The organism is Luteimonas cucumeris (genome assembly GCF_007830035.1).
Classification (GTDB): Bacteria; Pseudomonadota; Gammaproteobacteria; order Xanthomonadales; family Xanthomonadaceae; genus Luteimonas_C; species Luteimonas_C cucumeris.
Window position 1 is genome coordinate 1 of the sequence record NZ_VLKN01000008.1, and the last position, 25743, is coordinate 25743.

General features: G+C 66.8%; 21 protein-coding genes. 10 read left to right on the plus strand and 11 right to left on the minus strand.

Annotated elements, in window-relative coordinates; all coding sequences use genetic code 11:
- Nucleotides 1-755: 755 nt before the first annotated feature.
- Both IP90_RS14685 and mutM read right to left on the minus strand, forming a co-directional pair.
- On the minus strand, nucleotides 756-1319 hold the full coding sequence (locus tag IP90_RS14685) for an ECF-type sigma factor (protein WP_144900418.1): 564 nt from the start codon (nucleotides 1317-1319) through the stop codon (nucleotides 756-758).
- A gap of 74 nt (nucleotides 1320-1393) precedes the next feature.
- Nucleotides 1394-2206 carry a bifunctional DNA-formamidopyrimidine glycosylase/DNA-(apurinic or apyrimidinic site) lyase gene (gene mutM / locus IP90_RS14690; protein ID WP_144900419.1) on the minus strand — a complete coding sequence of 271 codons (813 nt, stop codon included), beginning with the start codon at nucleotides 2204-2206 and terminating at the stop codon, nucleotides 1394-1396.
- Between the two features lie 85 nt (nucleotides 2207-2291).
- On the opposite strand from mutM, the gene IP90_RS14695 reads away from it, so the two are divergent.
- The 3 genes from IP90_RS14695 to IP90_RS14705 all read left to right on the plus strand — a co-directional run bounded on the left by IP90_RS14695 (nucleotide 2292) and on the right by IP90_RS14705 (nucleotide 4518).
- Nucleotides 2292-2825, plus strand: a complete 534-nt coding sequence (locus IP90_RS14695) for a TlpA family protein disulfide reductase (RefSeq protein ID WP_144900420.1) — start codon at nucleotides 2292-2294, stop codon at nucleotides 2823-2825.
- Nucleotides 2826-2930: 105 nt separating this feature from the next.
- Entirely contained in the window at nucleotides 2931-4139 is a 1209-nt protein-coding gene (locus IP90_RS14700) for a DesA family fatty acid desaturase (RefSeq protein WP_144900421.1), read from the plus strand.
- A 58-nt stretch (nucleotides 4140-4197) separates the two neighbouring features.
- Nucleotides 4198-4518 carry an EF-hand domain-containing protein gene (locus IP90_RS14705; protein ID WP_242007617.1) on the plus strand — a complete coding sequence of 107 codons (321 nt, stop codon included), beginning with the start codon at nucleotides 4198-4200 and terminating at the stop codon, nucleotides 4516-4518.
- A gap of 33 nt (nucleotides 4519-4551) precedes the next feature.
- Here the strand turns inward: IP90_RS14705 and IP90_RS14710 are convergent, their stop codons facing one another.
- Entirely contained in the window at nucleotides 4552-5646 is a 1095-nt protein-coding gene (locus tag IP90_RS14710) for a DUF2268 domain-containing putative Zn-dependent protease (protein WP_144900423.1), read from the minus strand.
- A 51-nt stretch (nucleotides 5647-5697) separates the two neighbouring features.
- Between IP90_RS14710 and IP90_RS14715 the strand changes: the two genes are divergently transcribed.
- Entirely contained in the window at nucleotides 5698-6447 is a 750-nt protein-coding gene (locus IP90_RS14715) for a dienelactone hydrolase family protein (protein WP_144900424.1), read from the plus strand.
- Nucleotides 6448-6502: 55 nt separating this feature from the next.
- Here IP90_RS14715 and IP90_RS14720 read toward each other — a convergent pair whose 3' ends face one another.
- Nucleotides 6503-8596 carry a M13 family metallopeptidase gene (locus tag IP90_RS14720; RefSeq protein ID WP_144900425.1) on the minus strand — a complete coding sequence of 698 codons (2094 nt, stop codon included), beginning with the start codon at nucleotides 8594-8596 and terminating at the stop codon, nucleotides 6503-6505.
- 212 nt (nucleotides 8597-8808) lie between these two features.
- On the opposite strand from IP90_RS14720, the gene IP90_RS14725 reads away from it, so the two are divergent.
- Together IP90_RS14725 and IP90_RS14730 are read left to right on the plus strand one after the other, a co-directional pair.
- The gene (locus IP90_RS14725; RefSeq protein ID WP_144900426.1) at nucleotides 8809-9195 is read left to right on the plus strand and encodes a DUF2946 family protein; all 387 of its coding nucleotides are present in this window, start codon (nucleotides 8809-8811) and stop codon (nucleotides 9193-9195) included.
- 113 nt (nucleotides 9196-9308) lie between these two features.
- Nucleotides 9309-11330 (plus strand): TonB-dependent receptor family protein, encoded by a 2022-nt coding sequence (locus tag IP90_RS14730; RefSeq protein ID WP_199753500.1) that lies wholly within the window; start codon nucleotides 9309-9311, stop codon nucleotides 11328-11330.
- Between the two features lie 122 nt (nucleotides 11331-11452).
- Here IP90_RS14730 and IP90_RS14735 read toward each other — a convergent pair whose 3' ends face one another.
- Complete coding sequence (locus IP90_RS14735) at nucleotides 11453-11929, minus strand: winged helix-turn-helix transcriptional regulator (RefSeq protein ID WP_144900428.1); 477 nt, start codon at nucleotides 11927-11929, stop codon at nucleotides 11453-11455.
- Between the two features lie 149 nt (nucleotides 11930-12078).
- Here IP90_RS14735 and IP90_RS14740 point away from each other — a divergent pair, with 149 nt between their 5' ends.
- Together IP90_RS14740 and alr are read left to right on the plus strand one after the other, a co-directional pair.
- A complete protein-coding gene (locus IP90_RS14740) occupies nucleotides 12079-13389 on the plus strand; it encodes a D-amino acid dehydrogenase (RefSeq protein WP_144900429.1) in 1311 nt (436 codons plus the stop codon).
- A complete protein-coding gene (gene alr, locus IP90_RS14745; RefSeq protein ID WP_144900430.1) occupies nucleotides 13368-14441 on the plus strand; it encodes an alanine racemase in 1074 nt (357 codons plus the stop codon). The genes IP90_RS14740 and alr overlap by 22 nt, the downstream gene beginning before the upstream one ends.
- A gap of 193 nt (nucleotides 14442-14634) precedes the next feature.
- Here alr and IP90_RS14750 read toward each other — a convergent pair whose 3' ends face one another.
- Nucleotides 14635-16296: an MFS transporter gene (locus IP90_RS14750; RefSeq protein ID WP_144900431.1), complete on the minus strand. Its 1662-nt coding sequence runs from the start codon at nucleotides 16294-16296 to the stop codon at nucleotides 14635-14637.
- A gap of 9 nt (nucleotides 16297-16305) precedes the next feature.
- Nucleotides 16306-17709 (minus strand): DcaP family trimeric outer membrane transporter, encoded by a 1404-nt coding sequence (locus tag IP90_RS14755; protein ID WP_144900432.1) that lies wholly within the window; start codon nucleotides 17707-17709, stop codon nucleotides 16306-16308.
- Between the two features lie 210 nt (nucleotides 17710-17919).
- Between IP90_RS14755 and acs the strand changes: the two genes are divergently transcribed.
- Nucleotides 17920-19872 carry an acetate--CoA ligase gene (gene acs, locus IP90_RS14760; RefSeq protein ID WP_144900433.1) on the plus strand — a complete coding sequence of 651 codons (1953 nt, stop codon included), beginning with the start codon at nucleotides 17920-17922 and terminating at the stop codon, nucleotides 19870-19872.
- A 103-nt stretch (nucleotides 19873-19975) separates the two neighbouring features.
- On the plus strand, nucleotides 19976-20644 hold the full coding sequence (locus tag IP90_RS14765) for a response regulator transcription factor (protein ID WP_144900434.1): 669 nt from the start codon (nucleotides 19976-19978) through the stop codon (nucleotides 20642-20644).
- A gap of 148 nt (nucleotides 20645-20792) precedes the next feature.
- Here IP90_RS14765 and IP90_RS14770 read toward each other — a convergent pair whose 3' ends face one another.
- From IP90_RS14770 to IP90_RS14785, 4 genes are all read right to left on the minus strand, one after another.
- Nucleotides 20793-24236 carry a hybrid sensor histidine kinase/response regulator gene (locus tag IP90_RS14770; RefSeq protein ID WP_144900435.1) on the minus strand — a complete coding sequence of 1148 codons (3444 nt, stop codon included), beginning with the start codon at nucleotides 24234-24236 and terminating at the stop codon, nucleotides 20793-20795.
- Nucleotides 24237-24600: 364 nt separating this feature from the next.
- On the minus strand, nucleotides 24601-24768 hold the full coding sequence (rpmG, locus tag IP90_RS14775) for a 50S ribosomal protein L33 (RefSeq protein ID WP_175489134.1): 168 nt from the start codon (nucleotides 24766-24768) through the stop codon (nucleotides 24601-24603).
- A 7-nt stretch (nucleotides 24769-24775) separates the two neighbouring features.
- Entirely contained in the window at nucleotides 24776-25012 is a 237-nt protein-coding gene (gene rpmB / locus IP90_RS14780) for a 50S ribosomal protein L28 (RefSeq protein ID WP_144900436.1), read from the minus strand.
- A 360-nt stretch (nucleotides 25013-25372) separates the two neighbouring features.
- The gene (locus IP90_RS14785) at nucleotides 25373-25714 is read right to left on the minus strand and encodes a lipid-A-disaccharide synthase N-terminal domain-containing protein (protein WP_144900437.1); all 342 of its coding nucleotides are present in this window, start codon (nucleotides 25712-25714) and stop codon (nucleotides 25373-25375) included.
- Nucleotides 25715-25743 lie beyond the last annotated feature (29 nt).

The following is a 25743-nucleotide window of genomic DNA, read 5'->3' on the forward strand; positions in this document are numbered from 1 at the left end:
TCGAGGTCCATGGGTCAGCTGCAATCGCTGTGGGACGAATGAACGCATGCGTCCTGTGGTTTGCGTTTCACTCGTCTCTTTGAAAAGCAAAGGGCGGAGAAAATGTGCTTCGAGATTTGTTGCTTTTGCTTTTCAGCTGCGTAGCTACCTAGACCCGTAGGGCGGCGGCCATGGATGGCCGCCGTTTTCCGATGGAGGCAGGATGCCGACTCGGAAAATCGCGAGCCACTATCCCACTGGCCGGATTGATTTGTCGGGGAAGGGCCTTCTCTTTGGTTACTTTCTCTTGGCCCCATCAAGAGAAAGTGACCCGACTGCGACAGCAGGCGGAAACCCGACCTGAAAGGTCGGCAAACTCCCGGCAACCTATTGGAGGCAACGACGCAAGTTCCCGACCCTCGCGGGTCGGCTTTTCCGCGCGCTGCCGCGTGCGGGTCACTTTCTTTTGCTGACCCAAAAGAAAGTAACCAAAGAAAAGGGTCTTCCCCGATCAAAGCCAACGTTTGTACATGATGGTTCGCGGGGATTTTCCGACTCGCCATGCTGGCTCGGTCGGAAAACGGCGGCCATCCATGGCCGCCGCCCTTCGGGTCTGCATGGCGACGCGGCTGAAGAGCAACAGCAAAAGCAGCGGCGCGTCCACTGCGCTCGACGGTCTGCAATCGGCAACCGCTCGACCGCGGATTGCATAGGAAACGGTGGATGCCCGGTTGCGTGCGCATTGGTTTGTCGCACCCATCGCCGCGTTGCGGCGCCTAGTCGTCTTTCAGCGAAGCCAGCAGGAACAACCGCGCCTTCTGCCAGTCGCGGCGGATGCTGCGCTCCGAGCGCTTCAGCAGCGCGGCGATCTCCAGTTCCGAGAGGCCGGCGAAGTAGCGCAATTCCACCACCTGCGCGAGCCGGTCGTCGACCGCGGCCAGCCGCGTCAGCGCGGTGTCCAGGCCCAGCATGTCCTCGTCCAGGCGCAGGCTGCCTTCGACGTCCTCGGGCAGGTCGGTGACCCGGTGCAGATCGCCGCCGCGCTTCTGCGCCATGCGCTGGCGCGCGTAGTCGACCACCACGCTGCGCATCGCCGAGGCGGCATAGGCGAAGAAATGCGCGCGGTCCTCGAACTGCGCCTCGCGGCGGCCGATCAGTTTCAGGTAGGCCTCGTGGACCAGCGCGGTGGCGTCCAGCGTATGGCCGTGCTGGCCGGCCAGTTGCCGCCGCGCCATCGCGTGCAGTTCCTGGTACAGCGTGGACAGCACGCGATCCAGCGCGTCGCGATCGCCGTCGCGCGCGGCATCCAGCAGTACGGTGATCTCGGTGCTGCTGGCCATGCGTCGTTCCCTCGCCAAGGCGGCAAATATAGTCTTTCCTTAACGGGCTGACACGACCCGGCCGTCACCCGGCGTCAACGCTGGCAGTGGCCGCACCAGACCGTGGCGCGCTGGCCCAGCCAAGCCTGCTTGAGCGGACGGCCGCAGCGCGGGCAGGGTTCGCCGCCGCGGCCATAGGCCGACAATTCCTGCTCGAAATAGCCCGGCGCGCCATCCGGGCTGAGGAAGTCGCGCAGCGTGGTGCCGCCGCGGGTAATGGCGTGGGCGAGGATCGCCTTGACCGCATCGGCGAGCAGCCCATAGCGTTCGCGCGACACGCGCCCGGCCGCGCGCAGCGGCGAGATACCGGCGGCGAACAGTGCCTCGGCCGCGTAGATGTTGCCGACACCCACTACGATGCGCTGGTCCATCAGGAAGGTCTTGACCGGCGCGCTGCGGCCGCGGCTGCGCGCGAACAGATAGTCTCCGTCGAAGTCGTCCGACAGCGGCTCCGGCCCCAGCCCCTGCAGCAGTTCGTGGGTTTCGCCGGGCGGCTGCCACAACAGGCTGCCGAAGCGGCGCGGATCGTTGAAGCGCAGCACGTGGCCGGAATCCAGCGCGATGTCGACATGGTCGTGGGTGGTGGCCGCGGTCTGCGCCGGCAGCACGCGCAGGCTGCCGGACATGCCCAGGTGCAGCAGCGCGCTGCCGGCGTCGGTGTCCAGCAGCAGGTATTTGGCGCGACGGCGCACCGCGTCGATGCGCTGTCCGGGCAACAGCGCGGAAACCTCCGCCGGAATCGGCCAGCGCAGGGCCGGACGCCGCAGCAGTACCGACTGCACGCGGCGCTGTTCGACGTGCGGCGCCAGGCCGCGGCGGGTGGTTTCGACTTCGGGCAGTTCGGGCATGGCGACAGTGTCGCAAAGTGCGACGGCCTGTTCCGCCGTGCCGGCCTCCGGCTAGACTCGCGCCATCCTGGGGAGGAGAAACGAAATGCTGCGACGTTGGCTGCTGGCGGCCGCGCTGTTGCTGTGCGCGCAGGGAAGTGTGGCCGGGCAGGCACCCGAGATCGGCGCTACGCCGCCGCCATTGCTGGGCAAGGATCGCGATGGCAATGCGGTCGACCTGAATGCGCTGCGCGGCAAGGTGGTGATCGTCACGTTCTGGGCGTCGTGGTGCGGCTATTGCCTGAAGGAACTGCCGGAACTGAACAGCCTGCAGGCGCAGGCCGGCGACCAGTGGCTGAAGATCATCGCGGTCAACGTGAAGGACGACACGGCCGACTATCGCGCGATGATGAAGCAGATGCGCGACTACACCCTGGTCATGACCCGCGACCGCGATGGCGAGATCGCTGAAGGTTATGGCGTGAAGGGGTACCCGAACCTGTGGATGATCGATCCGCAGGGCCGCGTGGCCAGCCACCACGTCGGTTACGGCGAGGATTCGCTGGCGTCGATCATCGACGAGATCAAACGCCTGTTGCATGCTGAACTGGCGCGCCAGCAGGCTGCCAAAACCGGCTAGCGGCGCGATCGCGACGATCGTGTATGAACATACGCCGGCGCAGGGATGGAATTCACTTCCCCCCGCCCGCATCATGACCGGGTTCACCCACGAGTCCCACACGCGATGCCTGCTTCCCTGCTCGATTTCCTCGCCGGCGGCCTGCTCCAGTTCGGCTGGGGCGCTCTGGCCATCTATTTCCTGATCGCGACCCAGCTCACCATCTTCTCGGTGACGTTGTATCTGCACCGCAGCCAGGCGCACCGCGGCGTCGATTTCCATCCGGTGCTCGCGCACTTCTTCCGCTTCTGGACGTGGCTGACCACGTCGATGATCACGCGCGAGTGGGTGGCGATCCATCGCAAGCACCACGCCAAGTGCGAGACCGAGGACGATCCGCACAGCCCGCAGTTCAAGGGCATCAGCACAGTGTTCTGGCGTGGTGTCGAGCTGTACCGCGAGGCGCGCGCGCAGCGCGAGGACATCGAGCAGTACGGCAAGGGCGCGCCGAACGACTGGATCGAGCGCCACCTCTACACGCCGCACGCGACGATGGGGCCGACGCTGCTGCTGTTCATCAGCTTCGCGCTGTTCGGTTTCGCCGGCATCGCGATCTGGGCGATCCAGATGGCATGGATTCCGTTCTGGGCAGCCGGCGTGGTCAACGGCCTCGGCCACTGGTGGGGCTATCGCAATTTCGAGACCACCGACACCGCCACCAACCTGACGCCGTGGGGCGTATGGATCGGCGGCGAGGAACTGCACAACAACCACCACGCCTTCCCGAGCTCGGCCAAGTTCGCGCTGCGCCGCTGGGAGTTCGACATCGGCTGGGCCGCGATCAAGGGCTTCGAGAAGCTCGGCCTGGCCAAGGTGCTGCGCGTGGCGCCATCGCTGGACGTGCGCCCGAACATCCACGTGCCCGACGGCGACACCATGAAGGCGCTGCTGGCACATCGCTTCCAGGCGATGACCGACTATCAGCGCAACGTGATCATGCCCGCGCTGCGTGAGGAGGCCGGTGCCGCGGGCGCCAAGCTGCGTTCGCTGCTGCCGCGCAAGCTGCGCAAGGGCCTGGTCGACGATGGCCGCTGGCTCAAGCCCGATGCACGCGAACAGCTGCAGCAGTGGGTGTCGCAGCGCCCGCGCATCCGCACCCTGGTCGAGCACCGCGCGCGCCTGGCCGCGCTGCTGGAAGCGCGCAGTCAGAACGCCGCCGAATCGCTGCACAACCTGCAGGCCTGGTGCCATGAGGCCGAGGCCAGCGGCATCCGCGCGCTGCAGGAATTCTCGGCGCGGCTGAAGGGCTATTCGCTGCAGTCGGTGCGCGCCTGAGTTTGGCGTGAAGTTCCGCTCTCGTCGCAGGAAGCCCGGTCGCGTTTGGCCGGGCTTCTTGTTTTTTGCGGCCTCGGTTGGCGCACCGCTTTTCGCATTCGCGCAGGTCAACGCCACAACCGACTACCTGTCGCGCATGGACGCCGACCGCGACGGCCGCGTATCGCTGCCCGAATACCAGGATTGGCTCAGCTATGCCTTCGACGGCATGGACAGGAACCGCGACGACACGTTGTCACCGCAAGAGCAGCCGGGTGGCCGAGGCACGCCGATCACCCGCACCGAGCATCGCGATCGCCTGGCCGAACGCTTCAAGCGCCAGGATGCGAACCGCGATGGTTTCCTGAGCGCGAAGGAGCTGTCCGCGCCGCCGCAATGACCGCTCTGGAGCCTGCGCTGCACTAGCGCATCGTCAGGGATAGAAACCGGAATCGGCCAGAAACCCGCGTGCGGCTTCGGCATCGGTGTAGTCGAGCTCGATCATCCTGCGAATCGCTTCTTTCTTGTCCGTAGCGCGTTGGTAATACGCATTGCCGATCGCGTAGCCGACGTAATAACCGAGGTCGCCCACGCCGAAATGGCTGCCTGCGGCGCTGTTGTAGAGCCAGCCGTCGTACGAAGGCTGATCCATCTCCATCTTGAAACGCGCCTTGATCGCTTCAAGATGCGTCGGCCCGTAGCTCATGTACGGCAACGGCGGCGTCTGGCCTGTGATCTTCTCAGCGACGAAGTCGGCAACGCCTTCGTAAAGGACCTGCGCCAACAGAGTGGGCCCCGGTCCATTTTGCTGCGTGTGCACATACTCGTGGATGTTGAGCAGAACCAGGCCGTCGGCCGGCCGCGTCCTGAAGTAGCCGCTCAGCCAGGTCCGGGTCTTGTCGGGCAGTTCGGAGACGTCGACGCTCTCGTCGCCCATCGCCAACTCGGTGCCGATCAGCACCTTGTCGCCTTGCGTGGTGCCGCCGGAGGTCATGCAGCCAACCAGGAAATAGAGCTGCGCAGGCCGCATGGCCGGGTAGAGCGCCTCGAATTTTTCGAGTTCGGGCGCCAGCGACACCGTCCGCGTCTTCACTGAAAGCGATAGTGGGCGGATGCTGGCCCAGTAGCGCGGATACTTGCGCAGCAGATCGACGTATTTTTCGGCAGTGCAGCCCTTGACCTCCATGAAAGCTTTCAGGCCGGCGCTGCCCGGATCGATATACAGCGCCTTCAGCAGTTGCAGTTGCTGCTTGGGGTCGGACGTGGCCTGGATGCGATCGTAAGTGTTCCAGAAGCGGTCGACATCGGCGGTGACGACGGTCTGTCCGGGAGCCTGGGCGTGCGTCAGAGAAGGCGCGAACAAGGCCAGCAAAACCAGTGCGCAACGGGGCAGGTGCAGCATGCTTGGACTCCTGGGTGGAAGAGGGAGGCCAGCTCCCGTACACATCCAGAAGGAGATGCGCTGCCCCGGCGCATGGTTTAAAAAGGGCAGGTCCGGCAATGCACTTGCGGCATCGTGAGCGTCCAAGGCCGAAGCGGGCCGGGCATCCGCCGCAGCTTCGATCCATCAGGGGAACCCATGCGTCAACGTTTGCTGCAGGCCCTTCTCCTGGCGGTACTGTCGTTCGCTGCGGTGGCGGCCGACAAGCCGACGCCGCAGGCGCGCGAAGCATCGGCTGCCGGATTCCGATATGTGGTCTTCGAAACTGCCAATGCGAAACCGGACGAAGCGCTGGCGATGATCATCGGCCTGCATTACTCCAGTGCCCGGCCCGAAGCGATGCTCGAATACTTCGACAGCATCGATTTCCCGGCGCGGATCGTGTTGCCGCAAGGCGAATACACGCGGCGCGAGGGTTACTCCTGGTTTCCAGGCGACTACGCCGACCTCACCCCGGCGCAACAGGACGCGGTGGTATCTGCCACCGGGGAAAAACTCGCGGCTTTCGTCGAACGTGTCGGCAAGCGTCATCCGAGTCGCGGCAAGCCGGTAGTGATGGGCATTTCCTACGGAGGTGATTTGAGTTTTCTGCTCGCCATCCGGCACCCGCAGCTCTTCAGCGCATCGTTTCCGATCGCGTCGCGTTTCCTGCCGTCATGGATGCCGGCAGCCAATACATGCGAACCGAGCTGTTCACCTATCCGTGCGATGCACGGCGACGCGGACACGACGGTACCGATCGGTCCGACCCGCGACGCCATCGCACTGCTGCAGAAAATGGACTACGACGTCAGCATGACGCCGTATGCCGGCGTTGCGCACGACTTCGATGCGCAGATGCAGCGGGACTTCGCCGGGCAGGCGGAGAAGATCCTGGAAGACCACTGAAAAAAGAAGCGGCCCGAAGGCCGCTTCCCTGTCGCATCGTGCCAGCAAAAGCGCATCACCAGATCCTGACCCGGTCCTCCGGCGCCAAATACAACTGCTCGCCGGGCTTGGCCTCGAACGCGTCGTACCAGGCGTCGATGTTGCGCACCGTCTGCGCGCGGTAGCGGGCCGGTGTGTGACTGCCTGCGATCAGCTGCTGGCGCAGCGCCTCGTCGCGCGTTTTCTGGCGCCAGGCCTGGGCATAGGCCAGGAAGAAGCGCTGGTCGCCGGTCAGGCCGTCGATCACCGGCGCCGGCTTGCCGCCCAGCGACTTGACGTAGGCCGCATGCGCGGCGGCGAGACCGGACACGTCGGCGATGTTCTCGCCCAGCGTCTGCTTGCCGCTGACGTGGAAACCCGGCAGCGGTTCGTAGGCGTCGTACTGCGCGATCAGACGATCGGCCGCGGCCTTGAAGTGCGCGGCATCCTGCGGCGTCCACCAGTTGGACAGGCGACCCTGCGCATCGAACTCGGCGCCGGTGCTGTCGAAACCGTGGCTGATCTCGTGGCCGATCACCGCGCCGATCGCGCCGTAGTTGGCGGCCGCATCAGCCTTGGGATCGAAGAACGGCGCTTCCAGGATCGCCGCCGGGAAGTTCATCGCGTTCTGCAGCGGCAGCTGCACGGCGTTGACGGTCTGCGGCGTCATCCACCACTCGCCCTTGTCCGGCGTCTTGCCGAGCTTGGCGATCTGGTGGCGGTATTCGGCTTCCTCCGCGCGCAGGCGGTTGCCGAGTGGATCGTCGCGCCTGATCTCCAGCGACGAGTAGTCGCGCCAGTTCTCCGGATAGCCGACGCTGACGCGCATGGTCTCGGCCTTGGCCTTGGCCTTCTGCTTGGTCTCCGGCGTCATCCACTCCAGCGTGTCGACGCGTTCGCGGAACGCGGCCAGGATGTTGCCGACCATCTCCTCCACCTGCGCCTTGGACGAGGCCGGGAAGTATTTGTCGACATAGATCTTGCCGACGGCATCGCCGAGCGCGTTGTTGGTCGCGCCGATCGCGCGCTTCCAGCGCTCGCGCTGTTCGGGCGTGCCCTGCAGCGTCTTGCCATAGAAGTCGAAACTCAGGTCGGCATAGGCCTTGGGCAGCAGCCCGGCGCTGTCGTTGAGCGCGTGGAAGCGCAGGTAGTCCTTCCAGGTCTGCAGTGGCACCTCGGCGACAAGGGCCGACAGCTTGCGGATCGCTTCCGGTTGCCAGGCGACGACGGTCTTCTGGTCGGCCAGGCCGGCGCCTTCGAAGAACGCCGTCCAGTCGATGCCCGGCGCCTTGCTCGCGAACGCGGCCGTGTCCCACGGATTGTTGGCCTTGTGCACGTCCTGGCTGTCGACGACGCTGGCGTGCGCCTTGGCGATCCGGGTTTCCAGGTCGAAGATCGCCTTGGCTTTCGCTTCGGCGTCGTCGCTGCCGGCGAGCTTGAGCAGCGAGGCGATGTAGGCCTGGTATTTCTCGCGATAGCCGGCCATGGTCTTGTCGGTGGCCAGGTAGTACTCGCGGTCGGGCAGGCCGAGGCCGCCCTGCATCAGCGTGGCGACGTTGTGTTCGGGATCCTGCAGGCCCTGAGCGACGAACACGCCGAACAGGTTCGGCGTGGCGAAGTTGGTCGCGTTGAGCGGATCGGTGTCGGCGCGTACGGTGCTGCCGAGATGGCGCGACAGGTCGGCCGGCGAGGCGATCGCGTCGATCGCGTCCAGTCGCGGCTGCAGCGGCGCCAGGCCACGCTGCTCGATGCCGGCCTCGTCCATGTAGGCGGCGTAGTAGTCGGCGATGCGGCGCGCGTCGGTGCCGGCGGCGGGCTTGGCCTTGTCCAGCGACTGGATCAATTCCGCGGTGCGCTGTTCGGCCTTCTCGAACACCTGCAGGAAGGTGCCGGTGCTGGAACGGTCGGCCGGGATTTCGGCGCTCCTGCGCCAGGCGCCGCTGGCGTAGGCGTCGAAGTCGTCGCCGGGCTTGACCGACTTGTCGATGCCGGCCAGGTCGATGCCGGATACCGGCGCCGTGGCGGCCGGCGTTTCGGCGGCCGGTGGGGTCGTGGCGGTGGTCGGGGCGCGGTCGCAGGCGACGGCGGCGGAAACGGCGGCGGCGATCAGCAGCCAGCGATAGGTGCGCATGGGAACGACCTCGGACTTGGGGCAGCCGCCACCTTAATCCTCCCGGCGGGGCGCGGTATAGGCAGGAAGTCACCGTTCGGGCCGCTGGTCCTTCGCGCCGACGCCCGGGACTTCCACCCTGCCGTGGCCGACTCCACCTCCGTCATCCCGACGGTCGGCGAGGCGTCGTGACCGGTGCGCTGCGAAGGCAGGTGCGGCGCTAGAATGCACGCGTGATCCGTTCCGCCGCCTTCCAGCATCCGATGGCCCGCCTGGCGCTGGCGGCGATGCTGCTGCTGGCCCTGCTGCCGACCTTCGGGCGTCTGGCGTCCGCCGCGGCGCCGTCCGCGGAATGGACCGCGTTGTGCACCATGACCGGGCTCAAGTACGTCGCGCTGGATACGGACGACGGCGTCCCGGCACCGCAACCGGCCGGCGGCATCGAACAGCACTGCGCGTACTGCCCGCTGCTCGCCGCGATGGCGGTATTCGCGTTGTGCCTGGCGCTGGCCTGGCCGCGTCGCAACCACGTTGCGCATTCGTCCCGACGCCGTGTCGTCGCGGTTCACCGGTTCCATCCCTGCGGCCTCGGTTCACGCGGCCCGCCGCTGGCGCTCTAGACACAAGCCTCTTCCGATTCTCCGCGCGGTCGAATCCGCGCATCTTGTGCTTTGGAGCTTTCATGTCGATTCCGTTTCGTACGGCGCCGTGTGCGTCGTGCTTGGCCGCGGCCGTGGCTGCGGTTCTTGTTTCCCCATGGCCTGCTCTGGCCGCCGATCCGCAATCCGTCGAACCGACCACGCTCGACCGCGTCGAGGTCGTTGCGCAAACGTCGCGACCGACCACCATCGACAGCCTCGAACAGGCGCAGGAGCGTCTGGGCCAGCGTGCGGGCGCGACCGCGGTGGTCGATGGCGAGTCTTATCGCGAGCGTCGCAGCAGCACGTTGAGCGATGCGCTCAACCAGGCGCCCGGCGTCTTCGCCCAGACCCGCTTCGGTGCCGAGGAGGCGCGGCTGTCGATCCGCGGCTCCGGACTGCAGCGCACCTTCCATGGCCGCGGCCTGGTGCTGCTGCAGGACGGCAGCCCGCTGAACCTGGCCGACGGCGGCTTCGATTTCCAGGCGGTGGAGCCGCTGGCCGCGCGTTACGTCGAGGTCTATCGCGGCGCCAATGCACTTGAATACGGCGCGGCCACGCTCGGTGGCGCAATCAACTTCGTCGCCCCGACCGGTTACGACGCCGCGCCGGTCACGTTGCGCGCGGAAACCGGCAGCTACGGCTATCGACGCGGACAGGCCGCGCTGGCGGGACATTCGGATCGTGTCGATGGTTACGTCAGCGCGACCGGCTTCCGCCAGGACGGCTTCCGCGATCACGCCATGCAGCAGAACCATCGCCTGTTCGGCAACGCCGGTGTCCGTTTCGACGATCGGCTCGAGGGCCGCTTCTATCTCACCCACGTCGACACGCGCTCGCAACTTCCCGGCAATCTGACCCGCGCCGAATCGGATGCAGATCCAACGCAGGCCGCACCCGGCAACCTCGCGCTCGACCAGCGTCGCGATTACACGCTGGATCGCATCGCCGGCAAGCTGGCGTGGACGCCGTCGGCGGATCGCGCGCTGACCCTGTCGCTGTACTACGCCGACAAGTCGCTCGACCATCCGATTTTCCAGGTGCTGCGGCAGGATTCTCGGGACTACGGCGCCGACCTGCGCTGGCGCGGCGAAAGCCGCCTGGGCGATCGTCGCAACGTGCTGATCGCCGGCCTGGCGTTCGCGCGGGGCCGCATCGACGACGACCGTTTCGCCAACGTCGCCGGCGTCCCCGGCGCACGCACCAACGCCTTCGCGCAGCGTGCCGGCAATGCGCAGGCCTACTTCGAGAACCAGACCTGGCTGGACGATCGCTGGGTGCTGGCGCTGGGTGCGCAGGCGCTGCGCTCGCAGCGTCGCTCGCAGGATCGCTACCGCGTCGATGGGCGCGACGAGAGTTTCGACGCGGACTATCGCGGCGTCAGCCCGAAACTGGGCGTGCGCCATGTCGTCGACGATGGCCTGCAGTGGTTCGCCAACCTCAGCCGCGGCCTGGAGCCGCCGAGCTTCGGCGAACTCAGCGGTGGCATGGGCGTGACCCCGGTCGATGCGCAGCGCGCCAGCAGCGCCGAACTCGGCGTACGCGTGCAACGCGCGCGGTTGTCGCTGGATGCGGTGTTGTACCGGGCGCGCATCGATGGCGAGTTGCTGGCGTTGAACGACGCCGCCGGCAACCCGCTGGGCACGATCAACGCCGGGCGTACGCTGCACCAGGGCTTGGAACTGGGGCTGGGCTGGCGGTTCGCCGACGCGTGGACGTGGTCGGCCAACGGGCTGTGGAACGATTTCCGCTTCGACGACGATCCTGCCTACGGCGACAACACGCTGGCGGGACTGCCGCCGCATCTGCTGCGCAGCGAGTTGCGCTGGCAGCCGCGCGAGGCCTTCCATGTTGCGCCCCATATCGAATGGGCCGGCGACAGCTGGATCGACCACGCCAACACCCTGCGCGCGCCGGGCTATACGTTGCTTGGCCTGCGCATCGGCGGACGCATGCATCGCCAATGGAGCTGGTTCGCCGACCTGCGCAACCTGCAGGATCGCCGCTGGTTCGCCGGCAGCAACGTGATCGCCGATGCACGTGGTGTCGACGGCCGTCATTTCCTGCCCGGTGACGGCCGCTCGCTGTATGTCGGCGTGGAATGGCGTCGCCAGTGATGCATCGTCGCACGGGGCGGATTCGATCCGCCCCGTGTGGCGTTTCGTAGCGTGCGCTGTGCGCACGAACGGACATCACATCGTGCGCACAGCGCACGCTACGGAGCGCAGGTGCGTAGCTCTCAATCCGGAATCGGCAGGCTCAGCGTTTCCTTGACCTCTTCCATCACGATGTAGCTCTTCGACTCGCGCACGTGCGGCAAGGTCAGCAAAGTGCTGCCGAGCAGCTTGCGGTACGAGGCCATCTCCGAGATGCGCGCCTTGATCAGGTAGTCGAAATCGCCGGACACCAGGTGGCACTCCAGCACGTTCGGCAGGCGCAGCGCTGCGCGACGGAATTCCTCGAAGATGTCGCCGGACTTGTACGACAGGCTGATTTCCACGAACACCAGCAGATTGGCCTTGAGGAACTGCGGATCCAGTCGCGCGTAGTAGCCGGTGATCACGCCGTCGCGCTCCAGCCGGCGCACGCGCTCGGTGCACGGCGTGGTCGACAGGCCGACGCGCTCGCCCAGTTCGGTGAAGGAGATCCGGCCTTCCTCCTGCAGCACCCGCAGGATGTTGCGGTCGATCCGGTCGAGTTCGTTGCGGCGGCTCATGGCGGCTCCGGCGGATGAATTGTTTTTGGTGAAATTCACCAGATATGTCGTCAAAAACGGAAAATAACACTGATAGACCTGCCATATAGTGCGCCGTTTCTTGGGTCCCGGACCATCAGGTCAGGGAAAGCTCTCGCGGAGAACCGGCAATGCGGGTAATGGTCCTGGGCAGTGGCGTCATCGGCATCAGCAGCGCCTGGTACCTGGCGCGCGCCGGCTTCGAGGTCACGGTGGTCGATCGCCAGTCCGGCCCGGCCGCGGAAACCAGCTTCGGCAACGCCGGCCAGATCTCGCCCGGCTACGCCTCGCCGTGGGCCGCCCCGGGCGTGCCGCTGAAGGCGCTGAAGTGGCTGTTCCAGAGCCATGCGCCACTGGCGATCCGTCCTGGCCTGGACCCCAACCAGTACCTGTGGCTGGCGCAGATGCTGCGCAACTGCACGCAGGCGCGCTACGCGGTCAACAAGGCGCGCATGGTGCGCCTGTCCGAATACAGCCGCGATTGCCTGGACGAGTTGCGCGCCGAGACCGGCATCGACTACGAAGCGCGCCAGCTCGGCACTACCCAGCTGTTCCGCACACAGGTGCAGCTCGACGGCGCCGCCAAGGACATCGCCGTGCTCGATGAATACGGCGTGCCCTACGAACTGCTCGATCGCGCCGGCATCGCCCGCGTCGAACCGGCGCTGGCGGCGACCTCCGACAAGCTGGTCGGCGCGCTGCGCCTGCCCAACGACCAGACCGGCGACTGCCACCTGTTCACCGAACGGCTGGCGGCGCTGGCGGCGGCGGCCGGCGTCGAATTCCGCTACGGCCAGACCATCGAGGCGCTGCAGGGCGACAGCCGCCGCATCAGCGGCGTGCGCATCGACGGCCGTGTCGAAAGCGCCGACCGCTACGTGCTGGCGCTGGGCAGCTATTCGCCGCAGCTGCTGGCGCCGCTGGGCATCCGCCTGCCGGTGTATCCGCTGAAGGGCTATTCGCTGACCCTGCCGATCACCGATCCGTCGATGGCGCCGACCTCGACCATCCTCGACGAGAGCTACAAGGTCGCGATCACCCGCTTCGACGACCGCATCCGCGTCGGTGGCATGGCCGAGGTGGCCGGCTTCGACCTGTCGCTGTCGCCGAAGCGCCGCGCCACGCTGGAGAAGGTCGTCCGCGACCTGTACCCGCGCGGCGGCGACCTGGCGCGCGCCCAGTTCTGGACCGGCCTGCGCCCGGCCACGCCCGATGGCACGCCGGTGGTGGGCGCGACCAGCCTGTCCAACCTCTACCTCAACACCGGCCATGGCACACTGGGCTGGACCATGGCGTGCGGCTCGGGCCGCTACCTGGCCGACCTCATGGCCTCGCGCATGCCGCAGATCAGCGGCGAAGGCCTCGACATCTCCCGCTACGGCGCGCGCCGTGGCGGCCGCACCGCCCCCATGCCGGAACCATGCGCCCAGCCCGCGCGCTGATCGACCTGCCTTCGCTGCGCCACAACTATCGCCTGGCGCGTGAGCTGGCCGGCGGCAGGACACTGGCCGTGGTCAAGGCCGATGCCTACGGCCACGGCGCGGTGCGCGGCGCGCAGGCGCTGGAAGCCGACGGCGCCGATGGTTTCGCCGTCGCCTGCATCGAGGAGGCGCTGGCGCTGCGCGAGGCCGGGATCCGGTCGCCGATCCTGCTGCTGGAAGGCTTCTTCGACGCCGACGAACTGGCGTTGATCGCCGCGCACGACCTCTGGTGCGTGCTGCACGCGCAGTGGCAGATCGATGCGCTCGAACGCGCTGCGATATCGAAACCCTTGCGGATCTGGCTGAAGCTGGATTCGGGCATGCATCGCGCCGGCCTGCCATCCGCCGACTACCGCCATGCCTGGCAACGCTTGAGTGCGATGCCGCAAGTGGATGACCTGGTGGCGATGACCCATTTCGCCCGCGCCGACGAACTGGACTGCGCACGCACCGACGAGCAGGCGCGCGTCTTCGCCGATGCGATCGCCGACCTCGGCGCCGAATCCAGCCTGTCCAACTCGCCCGGCCTGCTCGGTTGGCCGCAGCTGCGCAACGACTGGGCGCGCGCCGGGCTGATGCTGTACGGCGCGACGCCATTTCCGGGCGCGCACGCGCAGGCGGACCGGTTGCGACCGGTGATGACCGTCGAGTCGAAGATCATCGCCGTGCGTGATCTGGCGGCCGGCGAGCCGGTCGGCTATGGCGGCGGTTTCGTCACCGAGCGTCCGAGCCGTGTCGGCGTCGTCGCGTTCGGCTACGCCGACGGTTATCCGCAGTTCGCGCCGACCGGCACGCCGGTGGCGATCGACGGCCAATGCGGACGCCTGGTCGGCCGCGTGTCGATGGACATGCTGACCGTCGACCTGACCGATCATCCCGCCGCCGACGTTGGCAGCGTGGTCGAGTTGTGGGGCGCGCAGGTGCCGGTCACCGAAGTGGCCCGGCATTGCAGCGGCAGCGCCTATTCGCTGCTATGCGGACTGAAGCGCGCGCCGCGCGTCTACCGCGACTGATCCGTAGCGTGCGCTGTGCGCACGATCCATATCCGATTCAAGCGCGCGAAAGCGATGCGCGTCGATCCGTGCGCACAGCGCACGCTACGGTTTCCGGCATGACGGCGGCGGTTACGCGTCACACACCGCGTCACACACAAAACAACGCCGGCCTCGCGGCCGGCGTTGGCGTCGCACGACGCGGAGGAAGCGTTTACTTGGTGATGTCGACGTCCTTGGTCTCGCGCAGGAACAAGGTGCCGATCACGAAGGTCATCAGCGCAATCAGGATCGGATACCACAGGCCGAAGTACATGTTGCCGGTGGCCGCGACCAGGGCGAAGGAAATGGTCGGCAGGAAGCCGCCGAACCAGCCGTTGCCGATGTGGTACGGCAAGGACATCGAGGTGTAGCGGATCCGGGTCGGGAACAGTTCGACCAGCCACGCCGCGATCGGCCCGTAGACCATGGTCACGTAGATCACCAGCACCGTCAGGATCAGCAGCACCATCGGCTTGTTGATGCGCGCCGGGTCGGCTTTTTCCGGATAGCCGCCGGCACCGAGCGCAGCCTTGAGCTCGCCGCCGAAGGCGTCGGCCCGGGCCTTGCTGTCTTCCTTGCTCAATCCGGCGCCTTCGTAGCCGCTGACTTGGACGTTGCCGACGTCGACCCGCGCAACGCTGCCGGCCGGCAGCGGCTGCACCGTGTACGGCACGCCGGCCTTGGCCAACGCCGCGGCGATGATGTCGCAGGAGTTGTTGAACACCTTCTTGCCGACCGGATCGAACTGGAAACTGCACGTATCCGGATCGGCATGCACCACCGCCGGCGCGCTGATGCGGGCTTCCTCGACCGCGGGGTTGGCGAAATGGGTCAGCGCCTTGAACAGCGGCATGTAGGTCAGCGCGGCGATCAGGCAGCCGGCCATGACGATGCCCTTGCGGCCGATCTTGTCCGACAGCCAGCCGAAGAAGACGAAGAACGGCGTGCCGATCGCCAGCGCGCCGCCGATCAGCAGCCAGGTGGTAGTGGGGTCGACCTTCAGCGACTGGGTCAGGAAGTACATCGCGTAGAACTGCCCCGCGTACCAGACCACGGCCTGGCCGGCGGTGGCGCCGAGCAGTGCCAGCAGCACGATCTTACCGTTGGCGGAGAAGAAGCTTTCGGTCAGCGGTGCCTTCGACTGCTTGCCCTCGGCCTTCATCTGCTGGAACAGCGGCGATTCGGCCAGCTGCAGGCGGATCCACACCGACACGCCAAGCAGGATCACCGACAGCAGGAACGGAATGCGCCAGCCCCAGGCCTCGAACGCCTCGACGCCGAGCACGGTGCGCACGCCGAGGATCACGATCAGCGACAGCAGCAGGCCCACCGTCGCGGTGGTCTGGATGAAGCTGGTGTACAGGCCGCGCTTGCCGTTGGGCGCGTGCTCGGCGACATAGGTCGCCGCGCCGCCGTACTCGCCGCCCAGTGCCAGGCCCTGCAGCAACCGCAATACGATCAATATGATCGGTGCGGCGATGCCGATGCTGGCGTAACTGGGCAATACGCCGACCAGGAAGGTCGAGATTCCCATGATGACGATGGTGATCAGGAACGTGTACTTGCGCCCGACCAGGTCGCCGATGCGGCCGAAGAAGATCGCGCCGAACGGGCGCACCGCGAAACCGGCGGCAAACGCGAGCAACGCGAAGATGAAGGCGCTGGTCTCGTTGACGCCGCTGAAGAACTGCTTGGCGATGATCGCCGCGAGCGATCCGTACAGATAGAAGTCGTACCACTCGAACACGGTGCCCAAGCTGGAGGCGAAGATGACCTTCTTGTGGCCTTGGGTGAGCGTGCCGGCGGGATTGTCGTTGGCAGTGGTGGCGTTCATGGCTTCCCCTTAGAAACTGAACTTGACGTGCGTATGCAGGCGACGCAGGTCGCCGGCGCGGTCATCCTCGAGCTGGCGTTCGCCCCAGATCAGTTCGGCGCCGATGTCCAGCTTCGGGAACGGCGAATAGATCAGGTTGGCGTGCCAGGACTGCGAGCGCTCGGTGACGCCGAAGCCGGTCAGCAACGGGTCGTTGTCGAACATCGCGGTGGCGTACATCAGGTTGCTGCGCAGCTTTGGATTGAACGCATGCCGCCAGGCCACGTAGGCGCCGTAGCCGTCGAGCGCCTCCAGCGATCCGTCGGCGGCCTGCACGGTGTCGCTGCCGAGGCCGAAGGCCAGATAGCGGCCGATGCCCTGGCCGCCGTTGACCGCGTAGCGGATGTCGTCGCTGTCGCCGAGGTTGTACTTGCCCGACACGCTGAGCGCCACGCCGGTCTCGGTATCGCCCTGGTCGGTGGCCAGGTTCTCGTACTTGAACTGGCGCACCAGGCCGGCGACGGTGAAGTGGCCCCAGTCGCCCTTGGTCAGCCAGCGTGCGGTGAGATCCGGCAGCACGTTGTCGCCGGTGTTGAAGCGCGCGCTGTTGCTGAGGTAGGGCGTGACCGTGGTCTGCGGGTTCTCCGCCGAGAACGACCACGGCCCGCTGGTGTAGCGGAGCTGGGCCTGGCGCACGAAGATGACGCCGTCGGTGGGGCCGACGAAGTCGACTGCGTCCGGCAGCGCCGCCACGTCCTGGAAGTTGGACCAGGTCTGGCCGGCCAGCCAGTTGTTCCAGCTCACATAGGCCTGGCGCAGGGTCAGCGCGTAGGTGTTGGTCGAGGTCTCGTTGCCGGCGAAGCTGTTGTTGCCGCCGCCGTACATGTCCGCCTCGATGTAGGCCTTGACCTTGTCGCCGGCATCGGTGGTGTGGTCGGCACTGAACCAGAACCGCGAGAACTGCGCGTGCACGTCGGTATAGGGATCGCCGCCGTCGACGTCGTTGCCGGCAACGGGGATGGCGCTGGGCAGGTAGAACAGGCGCCCGGCCGAACCGTCGGCGATCTTGCCGTCGCTGGTGTCGGTGACCATCGCGTCGAGCTTGATGAAGCCGCCGTACGAGAACGTGGTGCCGGGATTGGCCGCGGTCATGATCGTGGTCGACTGGATCGGCTGCTTGCCTTCGGGCACCGCCGGACGCTGCGCCTGCACGGCCTGCACTTCGGTGACCTGGGTCTGCGTCTGGGTGAGTTGCGTCTGCTGCTGTTGCTGTTGCGACAGCAGCGCCTGTACCTGCTGTTCGAGCTGGGCGATGCGCGCCTCAAGCTCCTTTTCCTTGGCGGTGCCGGCCAGGGCCATGCCCGGAGCCAGCAGCGCGACCAGCAGCGCGGTGGCCAATGGGCGCCGCGCCAACTTTGCGATGGATGTCGTCATTCCCCTCTCCAGAAATGCGTGGTTACGGCGCCGCGCGCCAGCACGGCTTCCCGGAGACTGCGCGCGCGTCCCCGCCCGCGCCTATTCGCCATTGGTCGAAGGCCGCAAGCGGTATAGACGAAGGTCTAGGGCAGTCCGGCAATGAATGCGGCAGACTTCACGCAACGCAGTGCCATTCTTGTCCCGCAGGATTCTTCAGCAGGTATCGCCATGTCGGATGCGCCCACCCTTTATCCCGTCCGCCCGGATTTCGCCGCCCACGCCCGCATCGACCACGCGCGGTACGAGCATCTTTACGCCGAGTCGGTGCGCGATCCCGACGCCTTCTGGGGCAAGGTCGGGCAACGCCTGGACTGGATGCGTGCGCCCACCACGATCAGGGATGTCAGCTTCAAGCAGCAGGATTTCCGCATCCGCTGGTACGCCGACGGTGAACTGAACGCCAGCGTCAACTGCCTCGACCGACATCTGGCCACGCGCGGCGACAAGACCGCGCTGCTGTTCGAGCCGGATGATCCGTCGCAGCCGGCGCGCCGTGTCACTTACCGTGAATTGCATGCGCGCGTGTGCCGGCTGGCCAATGCGTTGCGCCATCTCGGCATCGGCAAGGGCGACGTGGTCACCATCTACCTGCCGATGATCCCGGAAGCGGCGGTGGCGATGCTGGCCTGCGCGCGCATCGGCGCGATCCATTCGGTGGTGTTCGGTGGCTTCTCGCCGAATTCGATCGCCGACCGCGTCGGCGACTGCAAGTCCAAGCTGATCATCACCGCCGACGAAGGCCTGCGCGGCGGCAAGAAGATACCGCTCAAGGCCAACGTCGACGCCGCGCTCAAGCTGCCCGGCACGAATACCGTGGAGACCGTGCTGGTGGTGCGCCATACCGGCGCCGCGGTCGACATGCAGATGCCGCGCGACCGCTGGTACGACGCAGTGGTCGACGGCCAGTCGGACAGCTGCGAACCCGAGCGCATGAATGCCGAGGACCCACTGTTCATCCTCTATACCTCCGGCTCCACCGGCAAGCCCAAGGGCGTGCTGCACACCACCGGCGGTTACCTGGTGTACGTCAGCTACACCCACGAAGCGGTGTTCGACCTGCGCGACGACGACATCTACTGGTGCACGGCCGACGTCGGCTGGGTCACCGGCCACAGTTACATCGTCTACGGGCCGCTGGCCAATGGCGCCACCGCGCTGGTGTTCGAGGGCGTGCCGAACTGGCCGGACAGTTCGCGCTTCTGGCAGGTGATCGACAAGCACCAGGTCACGATCTTCTACACCGCCCCGACCGCGATCCGCGCGCTGATGCGCGAAGGCGATGCGCCGGTGAAATCGACCTCGCGCAAATCACTGCGCCTGCTCGGCACGGTCGGCGAACCGATCAATCCGGAAGCCTGGCGCTGGTACCACGACGTGGTCGGCGATGGTCGTTGCCCGATCGTCGACACCTGGTGGCAGACCGAGACCGGCGGCATCCTCATTTCGCCGCTGCCCGGCGCGATCGACGCCAAGCCCGGTTCGGCCACCAAACCGTTCTTCGGCATCCAGCCGGCGCTGGTCGATGCCAACGGCCAGATACTCGAAGGCGAGGCCGAGGGCAACCTGGTGCTGCTGGATTCCTGGCCGGGCCAGATGCGCAGCGTGTACGGCGACCACCAGCGTTTCATCGACACCTATTTCAAGACCTATCCGGGCATGTACTTCAGCGGCGACGGTTGCCGCCGCGATGCCGACGGTTACTACTGGATCACCGGCCGCGTCGACGACGTGATCAACGTCAGCGGCCACCGCATCGGCACCGCGGAAGTGGAGAGCGCGCTGGTCGCGCACCCGAAGGTCGCCGAAGCGGCGGTGGTCGGCTATCCGCACGACATCAAGGGCCAGGGCATCTACGCCTACGTCACCCTGATTGCCGGCGAACAGGACAACGACGAACTGCGCAAGGAGCTCGTCGCCTGGGTACGCAAGGAGATCGGTCCGGTCGCCACGCCCGATCACCTGCAGTGGGCGCCGGGCCTGCCGAAGACGCGATCCGGAAAGATCATGCGCCGCATCCTGCGCAAGATCGCCGAGAACGCGCCGGACCAGCTCGGCGACACCAGCACGCTGGCCGATCCGTCGGTGGTCGATGCGTTGGTGAGAAACCGGCGCCAGCCGTGACCACACAAATCAGCGCGTGATCGACGTCGCACGGATCCCTGCACCGTCGTCGTTGCAATCACAAATCACAAATCACCAATCACGAATTCCCCCGCAAGAGAACATGCCGACCCTGCTGATCGCCGACGACCATCCGCTGTTCCGCGAAGCGCTCCGCGGGGTCGTCGCACGCGTGTTGCCCGGCTATGCGTTGCGCGAAGCCGACAACGCGCAGGCGCTGTATGCGCTGGCCGAAGCCGAGCCCGACGCCGACCTGTTGCTGCTCGACCTGAACATGCCCGGCGCGCATGGCTTCAGCGTGCTGGTGCACCTGCGCGCGCAGCATCCGCAGCTGCCGGTGGTGGTGGTGTCGGCGCAGGAGGATCCGGCGGTGATGCGGCGCGCGCTGGACCACGGCGCGGTCGGCTTCATTCCCAAGTCGGCCGACGCCGCGACGCTCGGCGATGCCTTGACGCAGGTGCTGGAAGGCGAGCGCTGGGCGCCGGAGGCAGCACACGCGGCGCCGGCGATCGGCGATGACGAACATGCCGCCGCGCAGAAGCTGCGCGAATTGACGCCGCAGCAGTTCCGCGTGCTGCAGATGCTCGGCACCGGCCTGCTCAACAAGCAGATCGCCTACGAACTCGGCGTCTCCGAAGCGACGATCAAGGCGCACATGACCGCGGTCCTGCGCAAGCTCGGCGCGTCCAACCGCACGCAGGCAGTGCTGATCGCCGGCAGGCTGGCACTGGATCCGGCATCGGTGGTGCCGCCGCCGGAAGAGGATGCGTAGGTCGGGTTCGATGTTCCGCCGTCATCCCGGGCGCAGCGAGGGATTCCGTTTTATGCGAGACAGCGAAAAGTCGACAGCGGATCCCTCGCTGCGTCCGGATGACAGCTTGAGGATGACAAGCGAGGCTCATGCCAGCCCCCGTCCTTGGTCAGTTCTCAGCCACCCGTTGTACCGACTGCTGCTGCGCCGCCAGGTATGCGCGCAACGACGCCGGCCGCACTGGCTTGGTCAGCACGCGATAACCGCGCGAACGCGCGGCCTGCTTCAGTGTGTCGCTGCCGTCGGCAGTCAGCAGCGCGCCCGGGATCGCATGTCCGGCCTGCGCGCGCAACGCATCAAGCGTATCAAGTCCGTCGAGACGATCGTGCAGGTGGTAATCGACCAGCATCACGTCCGGCTGCTGCGCGACCAACGACAGCGCCTCGTCCACGGTCGTCGCCGACAGCACCTGCACCTGCCAGCGGCCGAGCAACGCGCGCATGCCGGCGAGGATCTCGTGGTCGTTGTCCACGCACAGCACGCGCAAACCGGCCAGCGAATCGGGAATGCCGACACGCGGCTCGCGCGATGCCAGCGGCGCGGCACGCGCGGCGCGCGGCACGCGGATCGAGAACACGCTGCCGCGGCCGACCTGCGAACTCACGCCCAGCGGATGGCCGAGCACGTACGAGATGCGCTGGCAGATCGACAGGCCCAGGCCGAGGCCGCGTTCGCCCCAGTCGGTGGGCTGCTCGAAACGGCGGAATTCCTCGAAGATCTGCTGCAGGTGATGGCGCGGGATGCCCGGGCCGGTATCCCACACCTGCAGCTCGATGTCGCCGCCGCGCGGCCGCGCCGCCAGCACGATGCGGCCTTCGCGCGTGTAGCGCAGCGCGTTGGCGATGAAGTTCTGCAGCACGCGGCGCAGCAGACGGCGATCGCTGCGCACCGGTCGTGAACTCGCATGCAGGCGCAGGTCGATGCCGCGGCCGCCGGCGACCGGTGCGTACTGTTCGACCAGCTGCTGCAGCAGGTCGCCGACATCGAAGTCGGTCAGCGCCGGTTGCAGCGCGCCGGCGTCCAGCCGCGAGATGTCGAGCAGGCCGTCGAGCAGTTCCTCGGCGGCGCGCAGTGAGGTGTCGATGCGTTCTGCCAAGTGCCGTTGCTCGGCGATCTGGTCGCTGTCGCGCAGCGCCGAGGTGAACAGCCGCGCGGCATTGAGCGGCTGCAGCACGTCGTGGCTCAGCGCCGCCAGGAAGCGGGTGCGCGACTGCTGCGCGGCCTCGGCTTCGCGGCTGCGTTCGGCGACCCGTTGCTCGAGCGTCTCGTTGATCTCGCGCAATGCGCCTTCGACGCGCTTGTATTCGGTGACGTCACTGTAGCTGGTGACGTAGCCGCCGCCGGGCAGCGGCTGACCGCGCATCTCGGTGACCTGGCCGCTGCTGCGCACGCGCTCGAACACGTAGGGCGAGCCGGCGCGCATGTAGGCGATGCGCTTGTCGACCTGTGCGTCGATGTCGCCTTCGCCCAGTTCGCCGCGCTGTGCATTGAAGCGGATCAGTTCGGCGACCGGACGGCCGACGTAGAGCATGCCGTCGGGATAGCCGAACATCTGCTGGTAGCGGCGGTTCCACGCGACCAGCTTCATCTCGCGATCGACCACGCTGACGCCCTGGTCGATGTTGTCCAGCGAGGTCGCCAGCACCTGGCGGTTGAAGCGCAGTTCCTGGCCGGCTTCATCCAGCACCGCGACCACTTCCGCCACGTCCATGCCCGAACCCTTCAGCGCGCTGGTCAGCACCAGCCGCGCCGACGCCGCGCCGATCGCCGCCGCCAGCAGGCGCTCGCAGAACTGCACCCAGGCGCGGTCGGCCGCGGCGGCGGGTTGCAGCTCGACGCCGAGCAGCCGCGCCTGCTCGTTGAAGGCACGACGCGCGGTGCGCTCGCCGAGCACACGCCCGGCCAGCGCCAGCAGGTCGGCGATGTGCACGTTGCCGCGCCAGCCACCCTCGGCCAGGGTCTCGCGCCGCGAATACGGATCGAGGAACGGCACCGCGCGCAGGCGCTCGTCGAAACCCGGTCGCCAGCGTGCGGACACCAGCAGCAGTGCGCCCAGGTTGACCAGCAGCGACCAGAACGTGCCATGGGTCAGCGGATCCCAGCCGGACAGGCCGAACAACTGCTGCGGGCGCAACCAGTGGATGCCGAGCGGACCGTGCAGCAGCCAGTCGCGCTGCAGCCAGCCGGCCTCGGTCAGGGTCGGCAGCAGCAGCGTGTAGATCCACATCGCAAAGCCCAGCGCCATGCCGACTTCCACGCCCTGGCGGCTGGCGCCGCGCCAGTACAGGCCGCCGATCAGCCCGGGCGCGAACTGCGCCACCGCCGCGAACGCCATCAGTCCGTACGCCGCCAGCGTGGTGTCGCTGCCGCTGGCCCGGTAGTAGCCATACGCGATCGCGGCAAAGCACACGATTGCCACGCGCCGGATCCACAACACGGTCGACGCGACATCGCCACCGTGGCGTTCCGCCCATCCGCGGCGCAGCAGCGGCGGCATCACCAGGTCGTTGCTGACCATCGTGGCCAGCGCCACGCTGGCCACGATCACCATGCCGGTAGCCGCTGAAAACCCGCCGACATAGGCGAACAGCGCCAGCGCATGGCGCGATTCGGCCAGTGGCAGCGCCAGCACGAAACTGTCGGCGGCGACGCTGCCGTCGTCGCCGAACAGCGCCAGGCCGGCGCCGGCGATGGGCAGCACCATCAGGCAGATCACCACCAGGTAGGCGCCGAACAGCCAGCGCGCGCGGCGGATGTCGTTGACGTCGCCGCATTCGACGATGGCCACGTGGAATTGCCGCGGCAGGCAGATGATGGCGGCGAAGGCGAGCAGGGTCTGGCCGACGAACCCGACCGGCGGCGCATTGGCGACCAGCGTGCGGGTGGCCTGGTCGACGCGCAGGCCGTGGTCACCCAGCCAGCCGATCGCGAACACGCCGACCATCACCAGCGCCAGCAGCTTGACCAGCGACTCCAGCGCGATCGCCAGCATCATGCCGTGATGGTGCTCGGTGGCATCGACCTGGCGGGTGCCGTACAGGATCGCAAACAACGCCATCAGCGCCGCCACGTACAGCGCGGGATCGCCGAACGTGGTGGTTGGCTCAAGCCCGCTGAGCACGCTCAGGCTGATCGCCACTGCCTTGTACTGCAGCGCCAGGTAGGGCACGGCCGCGGTCAGCGCGATCAGCGTGACCAGGGCCGCCAGCCGCTGCGAGCGACCGTAGCGCGAGGCGATGAAGTCGGCGATCGACACCGTGTTCTGCGTCTGCGCGATCAGCGCAATCCGTTCCAGGATGCGCCAGCCGAACAGCAACATCAGCAGGGGGCCCAGGTAGATCGGCAGGTAGCCAATACCGGTGCGCGCCGCGGTGCCGACCGCACCGTAGAACGTCCACGACGAGCAATATACCGCCAGCGCCAGGCTGTAGACCACCGGCCGCAGCCACGGCCGCTGCGGATACAGCGGCTTGCGGTCGCCCCACCACGCCACCGCGAACAGCAGCGCGGCGTAGGCCAGCGACACCAGCAGCAGCATCCAGCCTGGCAGCATCCGCGCCCCCGTTCGTGCGATGCGACGAGTGTACGGCGATCGTCGCGTCCGGGTTGGCTACCCTCCCGCTGTCATCCCGAGCGCGGCGAGAGACCTGTTTTGTCGATGCCGGAATGGGTTACGCAAGCAGGCGAAGAGGCAAAGGAAAAACCCGCCTTGTGGCGGGTTTTCGGTAAGGCGTCTGGATGACCATCCGCTTTGCGGATGTTCGCTCCGGCCTGCGGCCTGCGCAGTCCGGCATTCGCCGGGATGACGCAATGGCATGGTGTCCGCGCACAGCTGCGAAAAGAAAGACCCGCCGTGTGGCGGGTCTTCGGTGAGGCGCCGGATCCCCGCCTTCGCGCGATGCGAAGGCGTCACTGCGTCATTTGATCTTGCCTTCCTTGTAGATCACATGCTTGCGCACGACGGGGTCGTACTTCTTGACCTCCATCTTGTTCGGCGTGTTTTTCTTGTTCTTGTCGGTGGTGTAGAAGTGGCCGGTGTTGGCCGAGGAGATCAGACGGATCTTGTCGCGCTTGCTTGCCATGATGTCCTCCTCAGACCTTTTCGCCGCGGGCGCGGAGTTCGGCCAGAACGGAGTCGATCCCGTTCTTGTCGATGGTGCGCAGTGCCTGCGCGGAAACCTTCAGCTTGATCCAGCGGTTCTCGCTGGCCACCCAGAAACGACGCTCATGCAGGTTCGGCAGGAAGCGGCGACGGGTCTTGTTGTTGGCGTGTGAGACGTTGTTGCCGGTCTGCACGCCCTTGCCGGTGACTTGGCATACACGGGACATAACGCACCTCGAATGGTTTTTTTGTCGCCCTTGGCCAGGGAGACGGCGGCCCCGGCGGTTCGACGCAGATGCGTCGGTCGCCACGCAATCCAGGCAGTGGGTCGTTGTGCGGAGGCGGGCGGAATCGCGTTTCCGGCCCGATCCGGGCTTCCCGAAAACGGGGCACCAGACACAGCGAGCCGGGCATTATGCGGGGACGGCCGCCCCGGGGCAAGGACTTATCCACAGGACGTGGCTCGGTGCAGGGCCGTTTTGCCGCAAATCTCTGCTAGCGGCGCAGGAAGCCGGAGCATCGGTACGCCGGATGGGGGCCCAACCCGTGTTCAGATTCTCCCGCTCACCGCTGCTCCACGCGCCAGATCAATGCGTCGCCCTGTCCCGGCGCCAGCCCCGGTGGCGGATGTCCAGGTACAGGCTGTAGGCGGCGGTGAAGGACGGGAACAGGTTCTGGATCACACCGACCGAGTCCTGCTTCTGCGAGAACAGGAAGTAGCTCAGCGTCATCGCGCTGCCGGCCAGGCTCATGTACCAGAACAGGCGCGGGATCACCGGCTTGCGGTGCTTGCGCGAGGCCAGGAACTGCACGATCCAGCGGCCGCCGAACATCAGCGCGCCGGTCAGGCCGATCACTTTCCATGGCGACATGTGCAGGCCGGTCCAGGCCAGCCACGGGATCGGACTGTTCATGAAATCGGGGGTCATGGCGGTGCTCGCTGCATGAAAGGCGTCAT

Excerpts from the sequence above, each read along its gene's own strand:
- IP90_RS14685 (WP_144900418.1), bottom strand. The coding sequence starts at position 1,319 with ATGGCCAGCAGCACCGAGATCACCGTACTGCTGGATGCCGCGCGCGAC.
- mutM (WP_144900419.1), bottom strand. The coding sequence starts at position 2,206 with ATGCCCGAACTGCCCGAAGTCGAAACCACCCGCCGCGGCCTGGCGCCG.
- IP90_RS14695 (WP_144900420.1), top strand. The coding sequence starts at position 2,292 with ATGCTGCGACGTTGGCTGCTGGCGGCCGCGCTGTTGCTGTGCGCGCAG.
- IP90_RS14700 (WP_144900421.1), top strand. The coding sequence starts at position 2,931 with ATGCCTGCTTCCCTGCTCGATTTCCTCGCCGGCGGCCTGCTCCAGTTC.
- IP90_RS14715 (WP_144900424.1), top strand. The coding sequence starts at position 5,698 with ATGCGTCAACGTTTGCTGCAGGCCCTTCTCCTGGCGGTACTGTCGTTC.
- IP90_RS14720 (WP_144900425.1), bottom strand. The coding sequence starts at position 8,596 with ATGCGCACCTATCGCTGGCTGCTGATCGCCGCCGCCGTTTCCGCCGCC.
- IP90_RS14735 (WP_144900428.1), bottom strand. The coding sequence starts at position 11,929 with ATGAGCCGCCGCAACGAACTCGACCGGATCGACCGCAACATCCTGCGG.
- IP90_RS14740 (WP_144900429.1), top strand. The coding sequence starts at position 12,079 with ATGCGGGTAATGGTCCTGGGCAGTGGCGTCATCGGCATCAGCAGCGCC.
- alr (WP_144900430.1), top strand. The coding sequence starts at position 13,368 with ATGCGCCCAGCCCGCGCGCTGATCGACCTGCCTTCGCTGCGCCACAAC.
- IP90_RS14750 (WP_144900431.1), bottom strand. The coding sequence starts at position 16,296 with ATGAACGCCACCACTGCCAACGACAATCCCGCCGGCACGCTCACCCAA.
- IP90_RS14755 (WP_144900432.1), bottom strand. The coding sequence starts at position 17,709 with ATGACGACATCCATCGCAAAGTTGGCGCGGCGCCCATTGGCCACCGCG.
- acs (WP_144900433.1), top strand. The coding sequence starts at position 17,920 with ATGTCGGATGCGCCCACCCTTTATCCCGTCCGCCCGGATTTCGCCGCC.
- IP90_RS14765 (WP_144900434.1), top strand. The coding sequence starts at position 19,976 with ATGCCGACCCTGCTGATCGCCGACGACCATCCGCTGTTCCGCGAAGCG.
- IP90_RS14770 (WP_144900435.1), bottom strand. The coding sequence starts at position 24,236 with ATGCTGCCAGGCTGGATGCTGCTGCTGGTGTCGCTGGCCTACGCCGCG.
- rpmB (WP_144900436.1), bottom strand. The coding sequence starts at position 25,012 with ATGTCCCGTGTATGCCAAGTCACCGGCAAGGGCGTGCAGACCGGCAAC.
- IP90_RS14785 (WP_144900437.1), bottom strand. The coding sequence starts at position 25,714 with ATGACCCCCGATTTCATGAACAGTCCGATCCCGTGGCTGGCCTGGACC.